The organism is Clostridium budayi (genome assembly GCF_055396605.1).
In genome coordinates this window covers 1,135,348-1,161,772 of sequence record NZ_AP042456.1, presented here as the reverse complement: position 1 = coordinate 1,161,772, position 26,425 = coordinate 1,135,348, and the positions used below count along the sequence as shown (strand labels likewise).

The 26,425-nt window shown below is 27.0% G+C and carries 25 protein-coding genes; 9 read left to right on the top strand and 16 right to left on the bottom strand.

Translation table 11 applies throughout. The features are described from left to right. Positions 1-12: 12 nt before the first annotated feature. From ACZ5TJ_RS05400 to gdhA, 6 genes are all read right to left on the bottom strand, one after another. Positions 13-2,922, bottom strand: a complete 2,910-nt coding sequence (locus ACZ5TJ_RS05400; RefSeq protein ID WP_464201797.1) for a DNA topoisomerase IV subunit A — start codon at positions 2,920-2,922, stop codon at positions 13-15. A 25-nt stretch (positions 2,923-2,947) separates the two neighbouring features. Further along, positions 2,948-4,897 (bottom strand): DNA gyrase/topoisomerase IV subunit B, encoded by a 1,950-nt coding sequence (locus ACZ5TJ_RS05395; RefSeq protein ID WP_464201795.1) that lies wholly within the window; start codon positions 4,895-4,897, stop codon positions 2,948-2,950. 359 nt (positions 4,898-5,256) lie between these two features. Beyond that, positions 5,257-5,748 carry a thiol peroxidase gene (gene tpx, locus ACZ5TJ_RS05390; RefSeq protein ID WP_464201794.1) on the bottom strand — a complete coding sequence of 164 codons (492 nt, stop codon included), beginning with the start codon at positions 5,746-5,748 and terminating at the stop codon, positions 5,257-5,259. Between the two features lie 176 nt (positions 5,749-5,924). Next, on the bottom strand, positions 5,925-6,044 hold the full coding sequence (locus tag ACZ5TJ_RS05385; protein WP_464202279.1) for a hypothetical protein: 120 nt from the start codon (positions 6,042-6,044) through the stop codon (positions 5,925-5,927). Between the two features lie 163 nt (positions 6,045-6,207). Then, positions 6,208-7,596, bottom strand: coding sequence for a glycosyltransferase family 2 protein (locus ACZ5TJ_RS05380; protein WP_464201793.1), 1,389 nt, complete (start codon positions 7,594-7,596; stop codon positions 6,208-6,210). 229 nt (positions 7,597-7,825) lie between these two features. Continuing rightward, the gene (gene gdhA / locus ACZ5TJ_RS05375) at positions 7,826-9,172 is read right to left on the bottom strand and encodes an NADP-specific glutamate dehydrogenase (protein WP_464201791.1); all 1,347 of its coding nucleotides are present in this window, start codon (positions 9,170-9,172) and stop codon (positions 7,826-7,828) included. Positions 9,173-9,416: 244 nt separating this feature from the next. Here gdhA and uvsE point away from each other — a divergent pair, with 244 nt between their 5' ends. Continuing rightward, positions 9,417-10,658: a UV DNA damage repair endonuclease UvsE gene (gene uvsE, locus ACZ5TJ_RS05370; RefSeq protein WP_464201789.1), complete on the top strand. Its 1,242-nt coding sequence runs from the start codon at positions 9,417-9,419 to the stop codon at positions 10,656-10,658. Positions 10,659-10,687: 29 nt separating this feature from the next. Here uvsE and ACZ5TJ_RS05365 read toward each other — a convergent pair whose 3' ends face one another. Next, the gene (locus ACZ5TJ_RS05365) at positions 10,688-11,293 is read right to left on the bottom strand and encodes a DUF2238 domain-containing protein (protein WP_464201788.1); all 606 of its coding nucleotides are present in this window, start codon (positions 11,291-11,293) and stop codon (positions 10,688-10,690) included. 23 nt (positions 11,294-11,316) lie between these two features. Next, a complete protein-coding gene (locus ACZ5TJ_RS05360) occupies positions 11,317-12,288 on the bottom strand; it encodes a rhomboid family intramembrane serine protease (protein WP_464201786.1) in 972 nt (323 codons plus the stop codon). A gap of 257 nt (positions 12,289-12,545) precedes the next feature. Between ACZ5TJ_RS05360 and ACZ5TJ_RS05355 the strand changes: the two genes are divergently transcribed. Next, entirely contained in the window at positions 12,546-12,986 is a 441-nt protein-coding gene (locus ACZ5TJ_RS05355) for a hypothetical protein (protein ID WP_464201785.1), read from the top strand. 44 nt (positions 12,987-13,030) lie between these two features. Here the strand turns inward: ACZ5TJ_RS05355 and pepF are convergent, their stop codons facing one another. Both pepF and ACZ5TJ_RS05345 read right to left on the bottom strand, forming a co-directional pair. Further along, positions 13,031-14,830: an oligoendopeptidase F gene (gene pepF / locus ACZ5TJ_RS05350; RefSeq protein WP_464201783.1), complete on the bottom strand. Its 1,800-nt coding sequence runs from the start codon at positions 14,828-14,830 to the stop codon at positions 13,031-13,033. A 64-nt stretch (positions 14,831-14,894) separates the two neighbouring features. Further along, positions 14,895-15,299 carry a DUF6762 family protein gene (locus ACZ5TJ_RS05345; RefSeq protein WP_464201782.1) on the bottom strand — a complete coding sequence of 135 codons (405 nt, stop codon included), beginning with the start codon at positions 15,297-15,299 and terminating at the stop codon, positions 14,895-14,897. 152 nt (positions 15,300-15,451) lie between these two features. On the opposite strand from ACZ5TJ_RS05345, the gene ACZ5TJ_RS05340 reads away from it, so the two are divergent. The 3 genes from ACZ5TJ_RS05340 (at position 15,452) to ACZ5TJ_RS05330 (ending at position 17,388) form a co-directional block, all read left to right on the top strand. After that, positions 15,452-15,832, top strand: a complete 381-nt coding sequence (locus ACZ5TJ_RS05340; RefSeq protein WP_464201781.1) for a hypothetical protein — start codon at positions 15,452-15,454, stop codon at positions 15,830-15,832. A 71-nt stretch (positions 15,833-15,903) separates the two neighbouring features. Then, complete coding sequence (locus tag ACZ5TJ_RS05335) at positions 15,904-16,578, top strand: metal ABC transporter ATP-binding protein (protein WP_464201780.1); 675 nt, start codon at positions 15,904-15,906, stop codon at positions 16,576-16,578. Positions 16,579-16,596: 18 nt separating this feature from the next. Next, on the top strand, positions 16,597-17,388 hold the full coding sequence (locus ACZ5TJ_RS05330; RefSeq protein WP_039310727.1) for a metal ABC transporter permease: 792 nt from the start codon (positions 16,597-16,599) through the stop codon (positions 17,386-17,388). A 16-nt stretch (positions 17,389-17,404) separates the two neighbouring features. On the opposite strand, the gene ACZ5TJ_RS05325 is transcribed toward ACZ5TJ_RS05330, so the two are convergent. Next, positions 17,405-17,824 (bottom strand): Fur family transcriptional regulator, encoded by a 420-nt coding sequence (locus ACZ5TJ_RS05325; RefSeq protein WP_045726052.1) that lies wholly within the window; start codon positions 17,822-17,824, stop codon positions 17,405-17,407. 75 nt (positions 17,825-17,899) lie between these two features. Beyond that, positions 17,900-18,445 carry a manganese efflux pump MntP gene (locus tag ACZ5TJ_RS05320; protein ID WP_464201779.1) on the bottom strand — a complete coding sequence of 182 codons (546 nt, stop codon included), beginning with the start codon at positions 18,443-18,445 and terminating at the stop codon, positions 17,900-17,902. A 196-nt stretch (positions 18,446-18,641) separates the two neighbouring features. Here ACZ5TJ_RS05320 and ACZ5TJ_RS05315 point away from each other — a divergent pair, with 196 nt between their 5' ends. After that, entirely contained in the window at positions 18,642-19,859 is a 1,218-nt protein-coding gene (locus ACZ5TJ_RS05315) for a 6-phosphofructokinase (protein ID WP_464201778.1), read from the top strand. A gap of 41 nt (positions 19,860-19,900) precedes the next feature. Here the strand turns inward: ACZ5TJ_RS05315 and ACZ5TJ_RS05310 are convergent, their stop codons facing one another. Together ACZ5TJ_RS05310 and ACZ5TJ_RS05305 are read right to left on the bottom strand one after the other, a co-directional pair. Beyond that, entirely contained in the window at positions 19,901-20,167 is a 267-nt protein-coding gene (locus ACZ5TJ_RS05310; RefSeq protein ID WP_464201777.1) for a hypothetical protein, read from the bottom strand. Positions 20,168-20,188: 21 nt separating this feature from the next. After that, complete coding sequence (locus tag ACZ5TJ_RS05305; protein WP_464201776.1) at positions 20,189-21,487, bottom strand: aminotransferase class V-fold PLP-dependent enzyme; 1,299 nt, start codon at positions 21,485-21,487, stop codon at positions 20,189-20,191. Between the two features lie 146 nt (positions 21,488-21,633). Between ACZ5TJ_RS05305 and ACZ5TJ_RS05300 the strand changes: the two genes are divergently transcribed. Next, positions 21,634-22,335 (top strand): hypothetical protein, encoded by a 702-nt coding sequence (locus ACZ5TJ_RS05300; RefSeq protein WP_464201775.1) that lies wholly within the window; start codon positions 21,634-21,636, stop codon positions 22,333-22,335. A gap of 8 nt (positions 22,336-22,343) precedes the next feature. Next, positions 22,344-22,961: a DUF4397 domain-containing protein gene (locus tag ACZ5TJ_RS05295; RefSeq protein WP_464201774.1), complete on the top strand. Its 618-nt coding sequence runs from the start codon at positions 22,344-22,346 to the stop codon at positions 22,959-22,961. Between the two features lie 36 nt (positions 22,962-22,997). Here the strand turns inward: ACZ5TJ_RS05295 and ACZ5TJ_RS05290 are convergent, their stop codons facing one another. Continuing rightward, entirely contained in the window at positions 22,998-23,609 is a 612-nt protein-coding gene (locus ACZ5TJ_RS05290) for a TetR/AcrR family transcriptional regulator (protein WP_464201773.1), read from the bottom strand. Between the two features lie 213 nt (positions 23,610-23,822). On the opposite strand from ACZ5TJ_RS05290, the gene abc-f reads away from it, so the two are divergent. Further along, the gene (gene abc-f / locus ACZ5TJ_RS05285; RefSeq protein ID WP_464201772.1) at positions 23,823-25,754 is read left to right on the top strand and encodes a ribosomal protection-like ABC-F family protein; all 1,932 of its coding nucleotides are present in this window, start codon (positions 23,823-23,825) and stop codon (positions 25,752-25,754) included. Between the two features lie 42 nt (positions 25,755-25,796). On the opposite strand, the gene dut is transcribed toward abc-f, so the two are convergent. Continuing rightward, on the bottom strand, positions 25,797-26,237 hold the full coding sequence (dut, locus tag ACZ5TJ_RS05280) for a dUTP diphosphatase (RefSeq protein WP_039310760.1): 441 nt from the start codon (positions 26,235-26,237) through the stop codon (positions 25,797-25,799). Between the last annotated feature and the right edge of the window lie 188 nt (positions 26,238-26,425).

Genomic DNA, 26,425 nt, shown 5'->3' with positions numbered 1-26,425 from the left:
ATCTCTTCCCTTCTAATTATACTGAACAGATACAATTTCATCATCTAATGAAACTACCATAACATCTGTTCCTCTTCCTGCTCTATTTTGAAGTTTGATATCTGAAATTTTTACAGTTTCTACGTTTTTCTTTAAAGAAGTTAAAGTAAATATACCTTCTTCTGTAGATGTAACTGCAATTTCATTATCTCCACTTTCTATTATATACCTTCCGTAAAGTACTTCATCATTATCTTTTAAACTTATACCAGTAACACCTGATGCAATTCTTCCCATTGGATTTATATTAGATTGATTAAATCTAATAGCCATTCCTTTTTTAGTTATTATAACTAATTCGCCATACTTTTGATTATTTATTGTTATTGAAGCAATTTCATCATCCTCAAATTTAAATTTATAGTATTGAGTTATTGTAAAGTCATGACTAAACTCTGTAAGTATAGTCTTTTTAACTAATCCTCTTTTTGTAATGACAAATACAGCTAAATCCTCATTATATTCTTTTAGTGATACTATTTTTATAACCCTTTCTTTTTCTAAAAGACCTGAAACAATATCATTAAGTTTTATATCTTTAGATACAACACTTTCTAGCATAAATGATTTTATCTTAACTACATTTCCTTTATCAGTGAATAATAATAAGTCACTTAAAGTATCAGTATATGTTTTAAGATCATCATTTTTAGGAATTCTTGAAAATGCTTTTATAACATTTTTATTTGTTACTCCAATTGCAAATTCTTTGTATTCTAAAGTATCTACATATTCACAGCTTATAATTTCATCATTATCTGAAAGATTAAATAAATAACTTCCCATGATATTTCTTGGAGTATCTAAAACTTCTCCAATTTCTAAATTAAATTCTAATCCAATCTTTGTATTTACCTTTAAGAACTCTTTATTTTCTTCTCTATTTAATAACATTACACTTACTACATTTTCGTTATCCTTAAGCTTAATTGCTTGAAGCTTACTATAAGAAGTTTTAAATTTATCTAAAGAACTCTTCTTTATCATACCTTTACTTGTAATGAACTGAATATATTTATTTGGATTTAAAGTTGTTTCTGATATAACATTAACTATAGTCTCTTCTTCTAAATCTAATGTTTTAATTAATGTATCTATTCTTTCTCCTTTATCCTTCCATTTACCTTCTGGAATATTTATACCTTTAGTTTGATACATATTACCTTTATCAGTAAATATTAATATATTATCTCTAGTATTTGATTCAAATAAGAATTTAAGTTCATCCCCTTCTCTATAATCAATCGCTTCAACATCTTGATTAGATCTTATATAGTTTTTATGAGGAATTCTCTTTATAAATCCATCCTTTGAAAGTGTAACCATAACATCTTCAATAACAATAAGCTCTTCCACATCTATCTTAGCTATACTATCATCTTCAATTATGTTTGTTCTTCTAGGATTTTTATAATTTTCACATACTTCTTTAAGCTCTTCTTTTATTACTTTTAGAAGTTCTTTTTCTTCTTGTAATATCTTTTTAAGTCTCTTTATTTCTCTTTTTAATTCTTTATATTCTTTTTCAAAAACTTTAATTTCAAGTCCTGTAAGTCTATAAAGCATAAGTTCTAATATTGCACCAGCTTGAATTTCAGTAAATCCAAAGTTATTAATTAAATTAGTTGAAGCATCTTTTTTAGACTTAGATGCTCTTATTGTTTTAATCACTTCATCCATTATGTCTATTGCTTTAATAAATCCTTCTACAATATGGAATCTTTTCTCTGCAATTTCTAATTCTCTTTTAGTTCTTCTAGTTACTATTTCCTTTTGATGATTTACATAATGTTTTATTATAGTTTTAAGTCCCATAGTTTCTGGCTTACCATTACATAAAGCAACCATATTAAAACTAATATTACATTGAAGATCTGTTTTCTTAAATAAGTATTTAAGTACTTTTTCTACATCACTTTCACTCATTGCTTTTTTAAATTCAATAACAGCTCTAATACCATTTCTATCTGATTCATCTCTTATATCAGTTATTCCTTCTAGTACTTTTGAGTGTTTCTTATCAGCTGTCATTTCTGAAATAGTTTGAAGTATCTTTGATTTATTTCTTCTATATGGGAACTCTGTAATTACAATTCCAAGTCTTCCGTTTTCTAAAGTTTCTATACATGTTTTTGCTCTACATGTAACTTTACCTTCTCCTGTTTCATAAGCTGATTTTAATGAATTTTTACCGATTAATACTCCACCTGTTGGAAGGTCTGGTCCTTTTATATGTTCCATTATTTCATCAGTTGTTATATCTTTATTATCAATATAAGCTAAAACACCATTTGTAACTTCTTCTAAGTTATGTGGTGGTATATTAGTTGCAAGTCCAACTGCAATACCGAATGTTCCATTTACTAAAAGATTTGGATATCTACTTGGAAGTACTGTTGGTTCCATTTCACTATCTGAATAGTTTGGAACCATATCTACAGTATCTTTATCTATATCTCTTATCATTTCCATAGCAATTGGTGCAAGTCTAGCTTCTGTATATCTCATAGCAGCTGCACCATCACCATCCATTGAACCCCAGTTTCCGTGTCCTGATATTAGTGGCTCTCTAGTTGAGAAGTTTTGCGCAAGTATAACCATTGCATCATATACAGATGTATCTCCATGAGGATGGAATTTACCTAAAATATCTCCAACTATTCTTGCTGATTTATAATATGGTCTATCTGGAAATGCCTTTAACAGGTATGAACCATATAATATTCTTCTATGAACAGGTTTTAATCCATCTCTTACATCTGGAAGTGCTCTATCTTTTGCAACTTCTATTGCATAAGGAAGATAGTTATCTGGCATAGCCTCTTCAATAGGAACCCTTATTACGTTTCTATCTACTGGTATATTACTAACTTTTTTTGCCATAACATTTCTCCATTTCTATCTATAATTAAAATTCTCCGTATTTGTACATATATTTTCTTCTTGGCTCAACAACATCTCCCATTAAAAGAGATACCATTTTTTCAGCTTTAGCTGCATCTTCTATTGTTACTTGAAGCAATGTTCTACTCTCTGGATTTAATGTTGTTTCCCATAATTGATCTGGATTCATCTCTCCAAGACCTTTATATCTTTGAATTAATGCCCCTTTACCAATTTTCTTTTTAACTTTTTCAAGTTCTTCATCTGAATAAGCATATTCACTTATTTCTTTACCTTTAACCTTTTTATAAACTTTATATAAAGGTGGTTGTGCTAAGTAAAGGTGACCATTAGCTATAAGAGGTCTCATATATCTATAAATATAAGTCATCCAAAGAGTTCTTATATGATATCCATCAACGTCAGCATCACTCATTATTATTATTTTGTTGTACTTTAAATCATCTTCACTATAATTATCTAAAGTTCCAGTTCCAATTGCTGTGTTAAATATTTTAAGCTCCTCTGAAGCTAGTACATTTTCAAGTTTTTGCTTCTCTGTATTCATTATTTTACCCTTTGATGGCATAATACTTTGGAATTTTCTATCTCTAGCTTGCTTTGCTGAACCTCCAGCTGAATCTCCCTCAACTACTATAAATTCATTATATTCTTTATCTCTACCTGTACAAACAGCAACTTTACCTGCAAGTGGTGCTGTACCTTTACCTATCTTTTTCTTTTCTGCTTCATTTATCTTTTTAATCTTTTCTCTTCTTTGCGCCGCTTGAAGGGCATTATTTATTATTTTGCTTGCAAGTTCTTTATTATCTTCTATCCATTCTGAAAGCTTAGTGTATGCTACTTCATTCATCATTGTATAAGCTTCTGCATTTCCAAGCTTTGTTTTTGTTTGTCCTTCAAAAACTGGTTCTGATATTTTTATTCTTACAATAGCAGTCATACCTTCTCTTAAGTCATCGCCTTCAAACTCTTTATCTTTTTCCTTTAATAAACCAAGTTTTCTTGACCATTCTTTGAAAGCTCTTGTCATACCAGTTTTAAATCCTGTTTCGTGAGTTCCAGCTTCTGTGGTTGGTATATTATTTACATAACTTGCTATATTATCTGTAGTTGAATCAGTAAACTGCATACATACTTCTCCAGCCATAGATATTCCTGCTATTTCTTTTTCTCCTTCAAATAAAATAGGATCTTTATGAATAGGAGTCTTACTTTCATTTAAATATTCTATAAAATCTAGTAACCCTCTTTCAGAGTAGTATTCCTTTTTAACTTCTTCTTCTCCTCTTTTATCTATAAGTTCAAGTCTCATCCCTTTATTTTGGAACGCTAATTCTTGAAGTCTTTCATCTATAATATCAAATTTAAAATCTGTACTTGAAAATATCTTTTTATCTGGTAAAAAAGTTACTTTTGTTCCAGTATCTTTTGCTTTTCCAACTACCTCTAAAGGAGTTACTGGTGTTCCTGGCATATCTTTTTTAAGTTCTTTATCAAAAGCATATTCAAATCTTTGTCTATATACATTTCCATTTTGATGAACTTCTACTTCAACCCACTTAGATAAAGCATTAACAACAGCTGCTCCAACTCCGTGAAGACCTCCTGATGTTTTATAATTTTTGTTATCAAACTTTCCGCCTGTGTGAAGTTCTGTATATACCATCTCAACTCCACTCTTTTTCTTAACTGGGTGAATTCCTGTTGGTATCCCTCTACCGTTATCTATTACAGTTACACTTTTATCACTGTTTAATATAACAGTAGCTTTGCTACCATATCCATTTGATATTTCATCAATTGCATTATCTAAGATTTCCCAAACACAATGATGAAGACCCTTACTTCCAGTAGAACCTATATACATGCCCGGTCTTATTCTAACAGGCTCTAATTTTTCTAAAGACGTTAAATCCGTAACATCATATGATATATTATTTTCTTTTACCATTTTTTCCTCCACCTTAAGAATTTATAATAACAATATTAATTTCATTTTTAATTTCTAATATAATATTTTTAATTTATTTAATATGTACTATAAAAGAGTTACTTACATTAAGCCCCTTAATAGATTATGCAAACTCTTTTTTAAAGTCTAAATATTCAATATTATCTTTTATAAATTATATTTTATAATTAATTTGTGCAATTTTTCACTTTATATAATATTAAATATTTATAACTCCTATCTTTTATTTTATTAACCATTCTATTCTATCATAATTTTAATAAAAAAAAAGAAAAACCGTACAAGTGTTTGCACAGTTTTTCTTTTTACTATATTAATTTTATTATTCTTAATTTATTTTATAAAGCCTTTAATGCTTCTAAAGCTTTATCATAATTTGGTTCATCACTTATATCTTTGCAGTATTCTACGTATGTTACATTATTCTTTTCATCAACTACAAACACCGCTCTTGCAAGTAATCCCATTTCTTCAATATATAGTCCGTAATTTTCTCCAAAAGATCTGTCTTTATAATCTGATAAAGTAATTACATTGTCTACATCTTCAGATCCACACCATCTAGCTTGAGCAAATGGTAAATCCATTGATACTACGTAAACTTTTGTATCTTTTAAATCAGTTGCTTCTTTGTTAAATCTTTTTACTTCAATATCACAAACTGGAGTATCTAAAGATGGTACTGCTAAAAATACTCTTTTTCCTTCAGTATCTTTAAGAGTCACTTTATTTAATGAATTATCATATAAAACAAAGTTAGGTGCTTCCTGTCCTACTCTTACTTCTGCTCCTCTTAATGTTATTTTATTTCCTTGTGCTGTTATATTCATATATATCACTCCTGTATTAATCAATAATTATTTTCTATTAATATTTCCTATTAAATATATTTTATACTTTTTTTTATATAATTCAATAGATTATTTTTGAACAATATATTAATATTATCTTTTGCTATTTATAATATATAAATTCATAAAAATAAAAAGGCCTAAAGATCTTTTTATTATAATGATTTATTAAATATTTCTATTACATCATCTTTATTTAATGGAACGTAAGCATACTTTAAACCACCATGTTCTACTGCTTTTTCTGCCATAATCCCAAATTTTTTATTATCTATATTAAGCTCACTTAATGATTTTGGAACATTTAACTTTCTAAATAATTAAAGCTTTCCATAAACTCTCCTCCAAGCTGACTTTTGCATATTTTCCACTTATAAATCATTATACACCTAAAAGAAAAAAGCTTAAGGTTATTTAAAACCTTAAGCTTTTTCTTTATTATAAATCACAAATCTCTACGTTTCTTACGTGTTTTGTGTGACTCCATTCTTTATTGTTCTTGTTTAATATTCCTTGTATAGTTATTGGAATCCATGTTACTGTATATAATCCATATAATAAGAATCTAATAAATAACACTAATCCTTTCTTTCCTAAACATATAAATGTTATTAAAAGCATTGTTAAACTATATCCTGCTGATACTATCCAGAATGCATAAACGCTATCTATCTTTGTGGATAATATCGGTAGTATAAATACATTTAAAGAGTATATAACTAAAAGAGTAAAGAATCCTGTTGAAACTTTCTTTTCTAGTTTAAGTACTAATGGTGTGATTAAGAATTGGCATATTATAAATACTTTCCAACCTACATCACTAAATGCATTACTTATAACAAAAACGTCTGAAGTTCCAAAATTTGATTGTACTAAAGTAAGTACTGCTGAAATACCTAGTAATAATGTTACAAATGGTTGCATTACATAAAGTGCACAGTCAAACATATAAAACTTTCTTTGTTTTATTGATTCTTTTATTAACTTAAAGAAATATCTTGATGCAACATCTGTAAATCCTTGCATCCATCTTTTTCTTTGTGACCAAGATTGGACTAATGTAAGTGGTTTTTCATCAAATATTTTAGCATCGTGTGCCCAACCTACTTTTTCTCCGTGTGATACTAACTTACATGTAAATTCTAAATCTTCTGTAAGACATGTAGCTCCCCAGCCTAGTTTTTGAAGCATTTCTGTATCAATTGCAAATCCTGTTCCTCCAAGTTGGTTTGATAAACCTACGTTTCTTCTTGCTAATTGGAACATTCTATTTTGTGACCAAAATGCTATTGAGTAAGCTGTTGCAATCCATGAGTCGTTTGGATTTTTACTATCTATATATCCTTGTACGACTTTGTATCCTTCTAACATCTTTGAGTTGATTTCCTTTAAGAAATCTTCATGTACTAAATTGTCTGCATCAAATATACAGATGGAATCATACTTTTTATCCATCTTAAATAGTTTACTAAACATCCATTCAAGAGCATAACCTTTTCCTCTTTTATCTTCTGAGAAACGTTCAAAAACATTTACTCCATATCCTCTTGAAATTTCTGCTGTTTTATCTGTACAGTTATCAGCTATAACAAATATGTCGTATAATTCCTTTGGATAATTAAGCCTTTGCATACTCTCTATAAGTTTACCTATAACTACTTCTTCATTATGGGCAGCTACTATCATAGCAAACTTTTTAACAGGTGTATAATTTTTCTTTTCTTTTCTTCTGAAAAGCCCAAAGAAAGCTAATATTAAAAAGTACATAGTTATAAAGAATACGAAAACTTGAAATACTGCCGTTACAGCATAAATTATATTTCCCATTATATTCACTCCTAATGACAAATGGAATTTATTCCCCATTCATTTCTATTTTCTCTAAAATACATCCTTTTAAATATAATTCAATAGTCGTTAAAAATCAAGTACATAAAAATTAAAAATATTTAAGAATTTACATTAAAGTTTATATTATACGTACTTTACTAACTTTTTTAAAAGTTTATACAAAAAGACAGATTTTATAAAAATCTGTCTTTTTGTATTTTTAATTTTAAACTATTCCTTGTGCCATCATAGCATCACAAACTTTTAAGAATCCAGCAATATTTGCACCCATTAAAATATTACCTTCATCTCCATATTCTTTGCTTGCTTCACTAGCATTTTTATAAATCATAACCATTATATCTTTTAGCTTTTCTAAAACTTCTTCTTTAGTCCATGAAAGTCTTATACTATTTTGGGACATTTCTAAAGCCGAACAAGCAACTCCACCTGCATTTGCAGCTTTTGCTGGACCAAACATTATTTTATTATCTTGGAATACTTTAACTGCTTCAAGAGTTGATGGCATATTTGCGCCTTCTGAAACAGCCTTTACTCCATTTTTTATAAGAAGTTTAGCTGATTCTTCATTAATTTCTCCTTGAGTAGCGCATGGAAGTGCAATATCACATTTTATTTTCCATATATTTTTGCATCCTTCTTCGTATTTAGCTGTGCTTACATAGTTTAAGTATTCTTTTATTCTGCCTCTTTTTACTTCTTTTATATCTTTTACTACATCTAAGTTAATACCATTTTCATCGTATATATATCCATTTGAATCACTTAATGCAACAACGTTTGCTCCAAGTTCCTTAGCCTTTTCTGCTGCATATATAGCAACATTACCTGATCCTGAAATTACTACAGTTTTTCCGTCAAAACTTGTTCCATTATCTTTTAGCATCTCTTCTGTGAAGTATACTAATCCATATCCAGTTGCTTCTTTTCTACCAAGACTTCCCCCATAAGATAATCCTTTACCAGTTAATACACCTTGCTCGCTTGTATTTCTAATTTTTTTATAGTACCCATACATATATCCTATTTCTCTTCCGCCAACTCCAATATCTCCAGCTGGTACATCTATATCACTACCTATATGCTTGCAAAGTTCTGCCATAAAACTTTGACAGAATCTCATAACTTCTCTGTCTGATTTTCCTTTAGGATCAAAATCTGATCCACCTTTTCCTCCACCAATTGGAAGTCCTGTTAATGAATTTTTGAATATTTGTTCAAATCCTAAAAATTTAATTATACTTTGATTAACTGATGGATGGAATCTAAGTCCGCCTTTATATGGCCCAATAGCACTATTAAATTGTACTCTAAAACCTCTATTAACTTGAACTTTACCATTATCATCTACCCAAGGTACTCTAAAGAATATTTGTCTTTCAGGTTCTACAATTCTTTCTAATATTCCTTCTTTAATATAATCAGGATTTTTATCAAATACAGGTATTAAAGATTCTAGTACTTCAGTAACTGCATCTATAAATTCTGCCTCCCCCTTATTTCTTTCTTTAACTTTAGCTAATACTTCATTTACATATTCTCTTCCATTCATTCTACTTCACCCTCTACTAATAATCTATTTATATAATACACCTTTTTTTTATATTTTTCCATAAAATATAGTTGTTTTTTAAAAAGTTTCCATTCTTTTAAAATATTTTATATTATTTTATTAATTTGAAAATTAGTTCCCCTTTGAAAAAGTTTTCTTTTATTTTGATTTATGAGGTATTTGTTTTTTGATATTTTCTAACACTATATTTATAAGAAACTATTATAAAGAAAGGATTTTTTTTATGAATATAGGATATGCATGCACTCCTCTTAAAATACATAATAAAACCACACGAACATTTACACTAAAAAATTATACAGAAGAAAAACTTATAGAATGTATTAAATATAATTTAGAAGATTTATATGAAATACTTAAATATAACTTATCTAATGGTATCTATATGTTTAGAATAAGCTCTGATATAATCCCTTTTGGAAGTCATAAAATAAACAACTTAGATTGGTCTAATATTTTTAAAGAGGATTTTAAAAATATAAATGATATTATAACTAAAAATTCTATTAGAATTTCAATGCATCCTGGTCAATATACAGTCTTAAATAGTAAAAATCTAGTTACTGTAGAAAAGTCTATTAATGACCTAGAGTATCACACAAAATTTTTAGATAGTATCTCAAATGATAAATCTAATAAAATAATTCTACATGTTGGTGGACTTTATGATAATAAAAAAGAATCCATAAATAGATTTTTAAATGTATATAATTCTTTATCTAAAAATGTTAAAGACAGATTAGTTATAGAAAATGATGAAAAAAACTATTCTATAGAAGATCTCTTAAATATAAACGAACATGTAAAAATCCCTATAATATATGATAACCTTCATTATCTTTGTTATGAAGGAGTAGATACTAATTCATTTAAAATATTAAATTCTATTAAAGATACTTGGAATAAAGAAGATGGAAAAATTAAAGTTCACTACAGTGAGCAAGCTCTTAATAAAAGAATTGGCTCTCACTCTAATACAATATTTATAGATAAATTTTTAGAGTACTTAAAATCTATAAAAAATTTTGATATAGATATAATGCTAGAAGTAAAAGATAAAGATTTTTCTTCAACTAAAATAGTAAATATATTAAAAGATCTAAATAATACTTTAGATGAATCTACTAAATTAAGCGCTCTTAAAACTTATGAGTTTTACTTAAAAGAAAGGAATTTAGAACTATTTAAAGAAGGTGAATATATCCTTTACGAAAAAGGAGTAATTGAATTTTATAAATTTATAGATAAATGCTCTTCTGTTAATATTAATGAAGCTCTTTCATCAAAAGTATTAAAAGAGTTTTATTTATCTATAGAAAACTCTTTATCTAAAAGTGAAATTGCACATTTAAATAAATTATTTAAAAATAATGATATATCTAAAACTAAAGAATATATTATAAAGATTTCTAGAAGAAATAAACTAGATGATAATCTTAAAAATTATTTTCTTCATAATATTTAAGGAGTAACAACTTAAGTTGTTACTCCTTTTTAATCTTCTCTTATTTCATCCATAAGCTTATCTAATATCTTATTCTTACTTCCCTTTGAATACATATATATAGGTATAGTTACAATAATTCCACCTATAGTTCCGCAAATTATATCATACATTGTATCCTCTAAGCCATTTTGAGCTGTTAATCCAAATAAACTATCTGTTGCAAACTCCCATATCTCCCATGCTCCTGCGCAAGCTATTGCAAACATTATTGTAAATATGACCATAGCATATGGCTTTATTTCTGTATTTTTTTTGCTACCAAATAGATAAGTATAAATTGCAAATCCAATAACTCCTATTAGTAGACCTGATACTAAATGAAGAAGTTTATCATATCCCTCATAAGCATAAAAGTTTAAAACATTAGCTAAATACATTGAAAAGAATATAAATATAACAATTGCTACATATGTCATTTTAGATTTTCTTAAAAAACTTCTTTTAAATATAAAATCAAAAATTAAAAGTGTAACAAGTATAAGTGCTATTCTTGGTAACTTTACTCCCCCTCTGCAAGCTATATCCCATACAGTAGTAACAGATATTATTATTAAAAATAAATAAGTTACTATTTTATCGTATGCTAATTTCATAATGCCTATTCCCCCTAGAATAATTATTTTCCATAATTACTTTTATATAACGGTATTGCTAGTAAAAATCCTCCAATAAAACCTCCAATATGACCTAAGTTATCTATATTAGACGCTGTTAAACCTATATAAAGATTTAAAATTATAACTGCTATAACATTTCCTATTACACCTTTTTGAATATGTTCTTTTTCTTTAAGTGCAAACCATAGGAATGCTCCTAAAACTCCAAAGATAGCTCCTGATGCTCCAACTGATATTGTATCTGGAGCAAATAAATAACTTAATGCACTTGATGTAATTGCAGATATAAAATATATTGAAAGATATTTTTTAATTCCATATATTTTTTCAACTACAGTTCCTACAACGAATAATGAATACATATTAAATACAAGATGCATCAATCCTCCATGTAAAAAACTACATGTTATTAACCTAAAAACTTCACCTTTATCAATAAAATAATTAACTTTAGCTCCGTATTTAACTAAAACTAATCCATTTATATCAATAAGACTTTTTGAAGCTATTGCAGTTAGTAAAAATATAATAACATTAATTAAAATTAACGTCATTGTAACTGGACTTTGTTTAAATATATTTTTATATCCTTCTCTTTGATTTTCTTCATCAATCACATTTATACACATCTTTAATGGATCTGCACTTCTATCACAATATAGTATCTCTTTAGTATTTATGTTATAAACTAATTTATTTTCTATATTATTACCTTTTATATAATCTCCATTAACTAAAACTATACTATTTAACGAAAATCTTCTTCCTAAAGAAATCATATATTCATATGCTTCTTTAAAATTTATATCTTCTTCGGAGTCTTTAGATATAATTACTGCATACACTCCATCCTCTAAATCTTTAATAGCTATCCATTTTTCACTTTTGCTAAAATTGCTATAATATGTTTTTATATAGAATCCTTGTGTTCTGGATAAAAAATTAAAAACCTCGCCTTCAAAGTTCCTCATAACCTAACCCCTTATCTCTGTTTATTTTTATTTAACTATTATATATTATATCAAATTATAAAGTATATAAATTTTCATTTGTAGTCGTAGAAAATAAATTTATATATTTAATATATAGTTAACTTAGTATATGATTCAAATCACATTTTTAAAATAAAGTTAGAGTAAAATTTATATTAAGATACGAACTAAAGCTTTAAATTATATTTTAAATTTTTAGTGCCTATCTTAAATTATTAATTTGGGAGGGTTTTATTATGATGCAACTTATAGAAATTGAAAAAATAATATCTGGAGAAGATAATATGAAAGACTTTAGCAGATTTTTAAAAGAATTTGGAATAGAAGATGTATTTGAAGATATAACTTTAAACCACATAAAAGATAGACTTGAAGTTTTACTTGCAATTGCAGAAGAAGATAATGATCCTAAAATATCATCTAAGAAAAAGGAATTAAAAAGATTACTTGAAAACCTTAAAGGTGAAAAAGATAAAAGAGCTGCTATGCATGCTTTAAAAGAAATATATTCAGCATATAACAGTAGCGATTTAGATGAAAAAGAACTTGATAGGAAATTAAAACATGCACTAAAAGAAGTAAAAAAATATGAACACTTCAAAAAACATGAAGAAGAAATTGCACAAAAATGGATTAGGAATTTAAATAAAAAAGGTAACAAAATAGAAGAAATATAAAATAAAAGGTACTTAATCATTGTCATGATTAAGTACCTTTTATTTTATTTTAAGTTTTCTTCTAACATATCTAATAATTCATTAAATCTATTTATAGTTGCTTCTAATGGCTTAGATGTTGTCATATCAACTCCAGCTTTCTTTAATATATTAATTGGATAATCACTTCCCCCACTCTTTAAGAATGTAATATATTTTGAAACTGCATCTTCTTCTTTATTTAATATTGAACTTGCAAATGCTGAAGCTGCTGCATATCCAGTAGCATATTGATATACATAAAAATCTGAATAGAAGTGAGGAATTCTTGCCCACTCTATATCTATGTCTTCATCAACTACTATATCAGGTCCAAAGTATTTAACATTTAGTTCATGCCACTTCTTTGAATATTCTAGTGCTGTAAGTGGTATTCCACTTTCAATGCTTTCATGTGTAAATAATTCAAATTCTGCAAACATAAGCTGTCTAAATACAGTAGTTCTAATTTGCTCAAGTTCTTGATTTATAAGATATAATTTTTTATTTTTATCTGTTTCTTTATTTATTAAATGATGGATTAAAAGAGCTTCATTTGTTGTTGAAGCAACTTCTGCACAAAATAGAGTATATCCTGAATAGAAGTAACTTTGATTCTTTCTTGAGTAATATGAATGGATTGAATGACCCATTTCATGAACTAATGTTGATACATCATTTAAATCATAATTATAATTTAAAAGTACATAAGGCATTGTGTCATAACATCCCCAAGAATAAGCTCCACCTTTTTTACCTTTATTTTGATATTTATCAATCCATCTATTTTCTATACCTTCATTAAATATGCTTAAATATTCTTCTCCTAAAGGTTTTAGTCCTTCTTTTGCAATTTCTACACCTTTATCAAATTCAATATGTTCATTCTCAATTTCTATTACAGGTACATATAAATCATACATATGCATTTCATCAAGTCCAAGCATTCTTTTCTTTAATGATACATATCTATGAAGTGATGATAAATTCTTATCTATTGTATTTATTGCTTCTTTATACACTTTAACATCAATATCATTTGGCTTTAATGATGCTTCTAATGCATTTTTATACTTTCTAATTTTAGCACTAAAAATAAAGTTTTTAATTGATGCACTTAAAGTTGTTCCAAATGTATTTTGAAGATTTTTATATTCTGAGAATAGTGTTTTAAAAGCTTCTCTTCTAACTTCTCTATCTTTTGATTTTATAAAGCTTGAATAATTACCTTCTGTAAGTTCAACTTCATTTCCATTTTCATCTTTAATTTTATTGAATTTCATATCTGCATTAGATAACATATTATGAATTGCATCTGGAGCATCTAAACAATCTGAAACTTGAGATAATAATTCTTCCATTTCTTTAGTAAGAACGTGATCTTTTTCCTTTAATATATCTCTAAATAAGAATTCATAATTTTTAAGCTCTGGAACTTCTTCCATTGCTTTTATTATATACTCTTCTCCAAGTGATAGTATTTCAGGTACAAAGTAAGCTGAATAACTTGAAAAATCAGCCATATAACTATCTATTTTGCTCATTCTAGCTTGATTTTCATTATTTGCAGTATCTTCATCACTTTTTAGATGTGAATATACATAAAGTTTCTCTGCTAATCTATTTATTTTTTCAGAGTACTTTAAGTATTCTAATATATTTTGTGGATCATTTAATTTACCTTCGAAATCTTTAAGCTTTGGAGCTTCCTTTTTTAAATCTTCGAAATCTTTTTCAAAATCAGCACTTGATTTGTAAATTTTTTCTATATCCCACTTATCCTCTTCTCTAATTTCATTTCTACTTTTTAAAGTAGTTTCCTTCATAAAACTCTCCTCCTTTTTAATTTAATAAATTAGGCTCTCTTTATTTTATGCCTTTATAAAAATTTTAATCTTCTTTATATTCTTCTTCTTTACCTTCTATATTCTTAAATACTTCTATCATTTCTTTTTCTATAAGATCTACTATTTTTGTTACATTTTCTTGCATTTTATTATGATCATCATCATATTTAAATTTAACTATAAATGTTGGATTATATTCATCTAAATCCTCTGAAAGTTCAAATCCTTCTTCCTCAAATTCTTTTGCGTTAAATAAATCATATATAGCTGAGTATTCCCATTCGCTTACATCTTTATTTGTATCAAAATATAAATTAACAGTATCTCCATCTACAAAAAACTTTCTTACATGTAAAGCTCCTTCATTTACACTAAAGCTTCCAAGCTCCTTTGTTATAAATCCTGTTTCTTTATCTTTTTCCATTAATACTAAACTTGAAAAATCCATAAATTTTGTCCTCTTTTCTATTTATAATATTATTTATTTGTTATTATTATAAACTATACCTACTATTTTATGAAATAATAAATATAATATTCTTTACTTTATGGTAAAATATGGTAATATTTTATTATAATAGTTTTAGGAGTGATTTTTATATGGATTATAAAAGAGTTAACAGAAGAACTAGAATAACAAGAAAAGAAAGATATAAAATGAGGCAAAGGAAACGTAGAAGGATAACTTTAGCTGTTATTTGCGTCTTTCTTATAGTAGGTGGTTTTGTAACTAATAAAATAATAACTTATAAGAAATGTCAGAATATATCTTCTGCAGTTGAATACTATACTACATCTAATATAGATAATTCTCTTCTAAGAGTACAGAATATGGAGCTTAAGTTTTCTGATGGGGATACTGCTGTAGTTACAGCATCAGGACTTTCAAAAGAAAAACCACATGAATCAAGAAAAGTTGAGTGCCATTTAAAAAAATCAAATAACTCTTGGAAATTAGAAAATTTATATAAATTAAATTAGATTAGTTAATCTTGCAAATCATTTGCATAAAAGTGTATAATAAAGGGTAATTATTTTTAGGAGATGATTAATTGATTAATATAAATAACCTTACATTTTCATATAACAATAAACCACCTTTTCTTATTGATAACGTTAGTTTAGATATACCTAAAGGTGCTTATGTTTCTGTAGTTGGTGAAAATGGAAGCTGCAAAACTACCCTTATGAAACTTATACTTGGTCTTTTAAAACCTACATCAGGAACAATAAACGTGAATGCTAGAAAGATTGCATATGTTCCACAAAAAATTGAAAGCTTTAATTCTCAATTTCCTATTTCGGTATATGAAATATTAAAAACTCATGGTAAATCAATCGGAGTAAATAACAAAAAAGAAATTAATAAAGCATTAGAAAAAGTAAATATGATTAATTTTATAAATGCATTAATAGGTAATTTATCAGGCGGTCAACAACAAAGAGTATTTATAGCTAGAGCTCTTATGGGAAATCCTGACCTTATAATATTAGATGAGCCATCTACTGGAGTGGATTCTAAGAGCCAAGCGTCTATCTACTCTCTACTTCATAAGCTTAACGTAGAAAATGATAAAACAATCATTTCAGTAGAACATAACATTAATATGGCTTTAGAATATTCAACTCACATAATAGAAGTTGTATGTGGCATGCCAACTATTTACACAAAGCAAGAATATATTAAACATATTTCAAATAGAGATAATAAAATATTAAATTTATAATAGAAAGGTATTTACTTTATGTTTGAATTAGATTTTATGAGAAACGCCTTTATTGCCGGAGGAATCATATCAATTCTCTGCCCATTTATAGGTTTGTTCTTAGTACTTAGAAGATACTCGATGATAGGGGATACTCTTTCCCACTCTTCTTTTGCTGGAGTTGCAATTGGATTAGTTATTGGTGTTAATCCATTAATTACTGCTTTTTTATTCACAACAGTTTGCGCTCTTGTAATTGAATTTTTACGTGATTATTATAAACGTTATGCAGAACTTGTAATGTCTATTGTGCTTACGCTAAGCCTTGGAATTGCAATTATTTTAATAAGTAGCGGAAAAGCTTCTGCAAATGTTAATTCTTTTTTATTTGGTAGCATACTTACGGTAACTAAACAAGATATAATGCTTATATTAATTACAGGTATTATATGTTTAATAGTATTAGCTATTATTTTTAATAAACTTTTATACGTTACATTTGATGAAGAAGGTGCTAAAACTTCAGGTATAAAAGTTAAATTAATAAATTATATATTTACTATGCTAATTGGTGCAACAATATCTATGTCTATAAGAATAATGGGTATTTTAGTTATATCATCAATAATAGTAGTTCCAGTTGCAACTGCTATTCAGCTTAATAAAAACTTTAATAAAACTCTTATTTTTTCAATAATCTTTGGATTTATTGATATTATGTTTGGTCTTGTTATATCTTATTATATGGATAGCGCACCTGGCGGAACTATTGCTCTTATGGCAGTTATAACTTTATTAATAGTGATTATATTTAAAAGATTTATAAAATAAAAAAACATCTCAAAATCTATTTTTGAGATGTTTTTTTACATTCATCACATACACCTTTCATTTCTAAGTTATGTTCTGTTAATGTAAATCCAGTTTGCCTATTTATGATCTCTTCTATTTGAATCATTGGACAATTTAATTCAACTTCTTTATGACATATATTACATTCTAATAAATGTTTATGATTTGCCTTATGGAGCTTATAAATTGATACGCTATCTTCTAATACAAACTTATCTATTATATTATTTTCTAAAAATACATCTAAAGTTCTATATACAGTACTTAAATTAATATTTGTATCATCATCTCTACAAATATCAAAAATTTTATCTGCACTTATACTCTCTTTACTGTTTTGTAATATAGTTAATATTTTAATTCTTGCTTTAGTTACCTTAAGCCCTTTATCTTTCAATATAATTTCAACGTTCATTTTAGCTAATCCCACCCTGTTAACTTAAAAATCATTTAAGTTAATTTTATCACTTCTTATATAAGTTTTAAACCTTTAAAAGAAAATCATTTTTATTGCCATAAGTATAAGTATAATCCCACCAAAATAATTTGCATATCTTTCTACAAAATCTATTTTTCTTATGCATTTACATAAAAGAATTCCTATATAGCATATATTAAATGTTATAAGTCCTACAAGAATAGAATATAAAAATAATACAATAAACTGCACATTATTCATCATTGTGATACCAATTACAAGAGCATCTATACTAACTGATATTCCAAGAAATATATTCATCCCCTTTTTAAGTAGTATACACTCTTCCTCTTTTTTTATTGCATCATATATCATTATTGCTCCTACTATAAAAACAATAATTCCTCCTAAAAAAGTAGGTATGTTTATAAAACGATTTACTATACTTCCAATAATCCCGCCTATAAATATTAATAAAAACTGAAAAAAGCCAAATGAAAGTATATAAGAATATTTAGTGCTTTTCTTTACTCCCTTTTGTACACCAATACATAAAGTAACACCTAATGCATCCATAGATAATGCTATTCCTACTAATATTACTAATATAATACTCATAATTTAATTCCTTTCTTAATTATTTTCATATGTTTTATTATTAGTATCTAATATCATAATTTATTCTAATTTTTATTTTTTTTATTAAAATACTTTATTTTATAGCTTTTTTGTTGTATAGTATTAAACAGAGTATGTTATATTTTTAAATAGTATATCACATTTAATAAATTTTGTTATATAAAGGAGCGTATTTATGTCAAATTGTATAATTGCCCAATCAGGAGGTCCAACTTCAGTAATTAATTCTAGTGTGGTTGGATTAGTTAAAGCAAACGAAGAATTAAAACTATATGATACAGTTTATGGAGGTTTAAACGGAATTGAAGGCATCTTAAACAAAAACATTGTAGAATTATCTTCAAAAACTTCTGAGGAATTAAACACATTTACATATACCCCTTCATCTGGCTTAGGTTCTTGCAGATATAAGTTAAAGCCTCTTGAAGAATCAACTGAGGAATATGATAAATTATTATGTATATTAAAAGAATTAAATATTGATACATTCTTCTATGTTGGTGGAAATGATTCAATGGATACAACAGCAAAGCTTTCAAAATATGCTGAAAAAAATGGACTAGCTATAAAATTTATAGGAATACCTAAAACTATAGATAATGATTTAATGTATACAGATCATACACCTGGGTTTGGTAGTGCTGCTAAGTTTATTTCAACAGCAGTATTAGAAACTTATCTTGATTCATCTGTTTACACAAACAACGGTATCTTCATAATAGAAACTATGGGAAGAGATACTGGATGGCTAGCAGCTTCAGCTTGCACTGCTAGAATAAATGGAAAACCAGTTGCTGATTTTATATATGTACCAGAAGTTGCTTTTGATAAAGAGCAATTCTTAATGGATGTTAGAGAAAAATTTAAAGAACAAAATCAAGTTTACATAGTTGCATCAGAGGGATTAAAAAATGAAGAAGGTAATTTCCTAGCTGAACTTAACTGTATTTCAGAGGATTCTTTTGGACATGCCCAATTAGGTGGTGTAGGAGAGTATTTAAGAGGTCTTATACTTAAAGCAGGAATAACAACAAGAGTTAAAGCATTAGAACTTGGTGTATTACAAAGATGTTCAATGCACTGTGCTTCAAAAATAGATATAGAGGAAGCTTTCCTTTCTGGTTATGAAGCATTAAAATATGCAAAAAATGATATGAATGGATATATGGTTGCTATAAAAAGAGAAGATAATGAAAATTATAAAACTTCTTTCTTCCCAATTGAAGCATCAAAAATAGCAAATAATGTTAAATATCTTCCTACTGAGTGGGTAAATGAAAGAGGAAATAATATAAAAGAAGAAGCTTTAGAGTATTTCCTACCTTTATTTGAAGGAACTCCAACTTTATGCTTTGAAGGAAATCTTCCAAAGTACAAAGTTTTCAATAAATAATATGACCAAAAAAAAGAGCACAGTATCTACTTACTGTGCTTTTATTCATATACATATATTATAGCTTTTAAAATAAATTCGCATACTACAATCCATATGCTAATAAATAAAAGTTTTAAATAAAGTTTTAAAGGAAATATCACCATTAATGTAATTACTAATACTAATAGTGAAATAAATAGTAACTTAGATATACTGCTTGCCTTAATTTCTTTTGTACAATATGGGCATTTTATTTTATCTAATTTTTCTTGCTTTAGTAAATATTTAAGACTTATTTCTCTATTACAATAAATACATTTTTTCACTTTAAAATTCCTTTTAAATTACTAAGCCTTCACTCCATATTTCTTTGATATATCTTCTACTAAATTTAATAGTTTATATACTTCTTCTTTTGTATTATATGCTGCAATACTTACTCTAACCATTCCATACATTTTCCCATCTTTAACTTTTAAATATGCTTCTGCCTCTTCTTCGCTTAAATTCATAAGTCTTCTACAATACGGATGAGCACAAAACCATCCATGTCTTACTGCTATTCCTCCATTATCAGCTAAATATTTAGCAATATCTTTATGATAAACACCATTTATATTAAAAACTTCAATTCCAAGTCTATCGGATAAATTCTCATTATCTCCATAGCATATAACATTTGGAATACTTTTTAACCCTTCATTTAAAATTCTAGCTAACATCTCTTCCCTAGCTAAAAGATTATCAAATCCAATTTTATCTAACTCTTTTAAAGCTTCAACCATTGCAATTACTCCAAAATAATTTGGTGTTCCGGCTTCATTTCTCTCTGGAGTATCTAGATATAAAACTTCTGAATCTTTAACTAATTCAACAGTTCCTCCACCTTCTCTATCTGGAAATTTATCATTAAATTCATCTTTCCTTCCAATTATTGCTCCACTTCCAAATGGTGCATAAAGCTTATGACCTGAAAAAACTAAAAAGTCGATGCTTTCATCACCTGATCCCATCGATATTTTCTTATGAGGAATAAGTTGTGCTCCATCTACTACTATTTTTCCACCATGTTTATGAACCATTTTACTTATTTTATGAATATCATTTACATAGCCCGTTACATTTGAAGCTCCGGTTACAGATAGAAATCTTATTCTCCCACTGTACTTATTTAATTTTTCTTCTAATGAGTTATAATCTAATCTACCATTTTCATCTATATCAATATAATCTACAACTGCATTTTTTCTCCAAGGAAGGTCATTAGAGTGATGCTCCATTCTAGTTGTTAGTACAATTTCATTTCCTTCAAGTAAAGTATCCGCTATTTTATTTATTCCCTCTGTTGTATTATTTACAAAAATTGTAGTATATTCATTTTTATTTTCTAAATTAAAATAATTCAATAGATATTCTCTTGCAGAATTATACATATCTGTTGTAAATGTTGCTTTCTGCCCTGTTCCCCTTCCTATTGATGCATAATATTTAATTAGAAAATTTATATATTCTACTACACTTTTTAATGGAGGTGTTGTCGCCGCATTGTCAAAATTTATCCCACAAACTTTTCTACCATCTTTTAACTTCACTTTGCTTTCTATTCCTAAAAGTTTTCCTCTTAAGATATTTTTTTTAGTATCCATTCATATCCCTCCACTATATAATATTCACAAGATTAAATATTGTTCTTACTATTGTTCTACCCTTAATTGTCTATGAATATTTATAGAAGTAACAAGACTGTATGTCATTCATATATTTAATATATAGTATTCTTTGGAGGTAGAAAATGAAACCTGATAAAAAATATATGTCTTTAACAAATGATGATATTATTTTTGATACATTTGAAGTTGAAAGTCCATTTTGTGACTTAAATTACGGATTAACGCCTATTGTAAATATTGAAAGTAACACATTTAGAACTTTAGATTCTTATGATGAGGAAGATTTAAGAAAATCTTCTATAGATAAAGCTTTAGGTGGAAATGAAGAATTAATGTGTTATAACAAAGATATTTATGTGGATACATCAGATAATTTTGAAATTCCAACACCAACTGAAGTCTTAAGAGGATTAGATTTAGATTTAGATGAAGATGAACTTGTAAGATCATCATTAAGAGAATATCAAGATTTTGATAACTTTGAGGAGTTTTATGATGATACTATGTATAATTTAAATAATTTAAGGGTTGAAAGCACACCGCCAATGCCTCAGCCTGGAAGACCACCGGTTCAGCCACCTAGGCCACCAAGACCACCGGTTCAGCCACCTAGACCACCAAGACCACCAGTTCAGCCGCCAAGGCCACCTAGACCACCTAGACCATGTAATGGTGAATTTGTTTTTGAGCAAATTAGAAGAAATAACCCTGCTATATTAAATACATTAAGTTCTTTTAGAGTTCCACCTCCAATTACAAGAACTTTAATAATTCGTATAGCTAATTTAACACTTCAATATTGCAATTGCAATACTAGAGAGTAGGTGATTTTATGTTTAGAGAATCTCTTCCAAATTTAAATTCAAAGGTTAGATTTATACATGCAGTACCTGGAACACCTAATATAGATATTTATACTGGTGGAAATTTATTAAAATCAAATCTAGCTTTTGGTACTATATCTGAATATATAAATTTTGCACCTGGTGACTATGTTATAGATATTTATCCATCTGGAACATATGATACTGCTATATTTTCAGGTACTTTAACAGTTATACCAAATAGTTATTCTACGGCTTCTCTTATTACAAATAATTCTGAATTATCATTTTTTGTACTAAGAGATACTGCATCAAAAGCTAGTTTAGATATTTCATTTTTAAGATTTATAAACCTTTCTCCAACGTCTCCACTACTTTCTTTAAGTATACGAAATAGACAAACTCTTTTTGATAGTGTTGAATATTTAGAAACTACAGGATATTATCCTTTATCACCTGGTATATATAATTTTACTTTAGCATTATCAGGCGCAACTTCAATTTCAAAAACTCTTTCTAATGTTTCATTAATACCTGGAGAGTTTGAGACTATTTACGTTGTAGGAGTACTTAATGGCGAACCTGAAGTTGGATATATTTTGACAAGAGATGGAAGACAAGACTAATTAAAAAAGGAGATATTTTAAAATATCTCCTTTTTACTATCTAAGCATTAATCTTATATTTTTAAATAATATTGGCTTTATAACTTCTATCTCTTCTGGCTCACCTAAAATTATAGAACTATAACATACACTTCCAACTAATTCTATTATCATAAATAAGGTTATCTTTCCTTCTTCTTCACTAAATCCTCTTTCTAATAACTTTTCTAGGAATATACCAATTATTTCGTCTATTTCCGCTTTCTTTTCCATCAAACTTTTATTTTTATGAATTACATATGAAAAGTTTTTATTTATTATTCCTAATAAAAGTTTATTTTCTTTAAAATAATCTATTATATATTCTGTAAAATAAAGAACCATATCTTCTATTTGCTCAAACTTCTTTTCTTTAGTTTTTTCATATGCTTTTTCTATTAATATAGAACTTTTTAGCAAAATTAATTTTTTAACTAAATCGTATTTATCTTTAAAGTATAGATAAAAAGTCCCCTTAGCAACTCCTGCACTTTTTACTATCTCATCTATTGAAGTATTATTTATGCCTTTGCTTTTAAATATTTCATAAGCTGCATTATATAAATTTAATTCCTTCTTTTTTTTCTTTAAATATATATTTCCTTGTAATTCATTATTATCTTTAAGCATTATTTCCTCCAAAAACAGTAAATCTTATATATTAATATTATCATCTATTTGCTTATAATAAAACCTTATCTCCCTTTAAATTGATAAGAAACATTATAAATAGTATAATAAAAAGGCATAGAATTAAAAGGAATATTCAATTTATTAATAAATCATAAACTTTTAAAGCTTATGATTTTATAATTGTTTTAAACTATAAAGTGAGGATATATTATGATTGTTTTAAGTTGTAGAAATATAAAGAAAAGTTATGGTATACAAGATGTATTAAAAGATGTTACTTTATCTGTAAATGAAGGAGATAAAGTTGGTATTATCGGTCCAAATGGAGAGGGTAAATCTACTCTTTTTAAAATTTTATCCAAAAATATAACACCAGACGATGGTGATATGTTTATAGATAAAAACAAAACAATAGGCTATCTTTCACAGCATCTTAGTCTGCAATCTGAAAACACTATTTATGAAGAAGTATCTAGTGTATTTCAGAATTTAATAAATTTAGAAAATAAAATTAAAGACTTAGAAGTAAAAATGAAAGAACCTTATGATGAATCTAATGCTTCTTATCATGAAAAATTAATTAAAGATTATACTACATCTCAAGAATTATATGAAAATAGAGGTGGATATACATACAGAGGAAATATATCTAAAGTTTTAAAAGGACTTGGATTTTTAGAAGATGATTTTAGTAAAGTAATAACAACATTAAGCGGAGGTCAAAAAACTCGTATAGCTCTTTGTAAATTATTACTTCAAAATCCTGATATATTACTTCTAGATGAGCCCACAAACCATCTTGACTTAGAAGCTATAGAATGGCTTGAAGAATTTTTAAAAAGCTATAAAGGTACATTACTTGTAATTTCCCATGATAGATTCTTCTTAGATGCTGTTACAAATAGAACATTCCAAGTTATAAATGGTCATGTTAATTGTTATAATGCTCCATATACAAAGTATTTAGAGCTTAAAGAGAAAGATTATGAAGCAAAACTTAAAGCTTACAATCTTCAACAAGCTGAAATTCAAAGGCAGGAAGAGATAATACAAAAATTTAGATCATTTAATAGAGAAAAAAGTATAAGAAGAGCTGAAAGTAGAGAAAAAGCATTAGAAAAAATGGAAAGATTAGATGCTCCGGATAAAGAAAAAGGCGCTTCTAAAATTCAATTTGAAACTGCAGTTAAAAGCGGATATGATGTTTTACATATAGAAAATCTTTCAAAATCTTTTGAAGATAAAAATTTATTTAATAATATATCATTTGATTTAAAGCGTGGAGAAAAGATAGCTTTAATTGGAGATAATGGTCGTGGGAAAACTACTCTACTTAATATAATAATGGGCAAATTAAAGGCAGATAACGGAAAAACTATTTTAGGTACTAATGTTAATGTTGGATATTATGATCAAGAACAATCTGACTTAGATCAAAATAAGACTATATTAGATGAAGTATGGGATGCTTTTCCTGATTTAACTACTACAAAAATACGTACTGCTTTAGGTTCATTCTTATTTACAGGTGATGATGTATTTAAAGAAATTAAAAACTTAAGTGGTGGTGAAAAGTGCAGAATTAACATTTTAAAACTTATGCTTTCACAATCTAACTTTCTTCTTCTAGATGAGCCTACTAACCATTTAGATATTCCATCTAGAGAAGCTTTAGAAAATGCTATTTTAAATTATGATGGTAGCATGCTTATAGTATCTCATGATAGATATTTCTTAAATAAAGTAATAAATAAAATAGTCGAACTTAAAGAAACTGGGATGGATGAATATCTTGGAAACTATAATTATTATATGGAAAAGAAACAAAATCCTTCAAGGTTTGAAGTTTATGAAGAAGTTTCAAACGGTAAAACTAAAACTCAAGTAAAAGAAGAAAAGAAAAAAGTTAAACTTGCTCAAAAAGAAATAAGAATAAAAAAGACTAGACTTAGAGAAGTTGAAAGTAGTATTTCAGAAAATGAAGCTCTTTTAGAAAAGCTTAATAATGATCTATGCTTAGAAGAAATATATTCAAATCCTAAAGAGGCTGAAAGAGTAAATAAAGAAATCTCAAACACAGAGTTAGTTATAGAATCTTTATATGAAGAATGGGAATCTTTAAGTGAAGAATTAAATAGTTAATATTTAAAATAAAAAAGATAGCTAAATAATTAGCTATCTTTCTTATTTAAGACCAGATGATCCAAATCCGCCTTCTCCTCTTTCACTTTCAGTAAGACTTGAAACTTCAAAAACATCTACTTTAAAAACTGGTTTTACAACCATTTGTGCAATTCTCATTCCTTCTTCTACAAAGAAAGGTTCTTTTCCGTGATTTATTATTATAACTTTAATTTCTCCTCTATATCCTTCATCAATAGTTCCAGGAGTATTTAAAACTGTTATTCCATGTTTAAGTGCTAATCCACTTCTTGGTCTTACTTGAGCTTCAGTATTCTTTGGAAGTTCTATTTTAATTCCTGTACTAATTAATGCACTTTCTCCTGGATTAACCTTTAAATTTTCTATTGAGTATAAATCTAATCCAGCATCACCTTCGTTAGCATAGCTTGGTAATTTTGCTTTTTCACTTATCTTTTCAACTTTAAGTTTATAATTTGACATGTAATCTTCTCCTATAGTACATTTATTTTTATTAAAATTATATCATAAATAATAAATCCTCAAAATAAAAGTTTTTTATATAATATTATTATCTATATAATTTATATAACACACATTTCTGTTAATATTAGTAATTTATTTTTTATTTTCATATCTAAAAAACATTTTAACTTACTAAAAAAGCAATT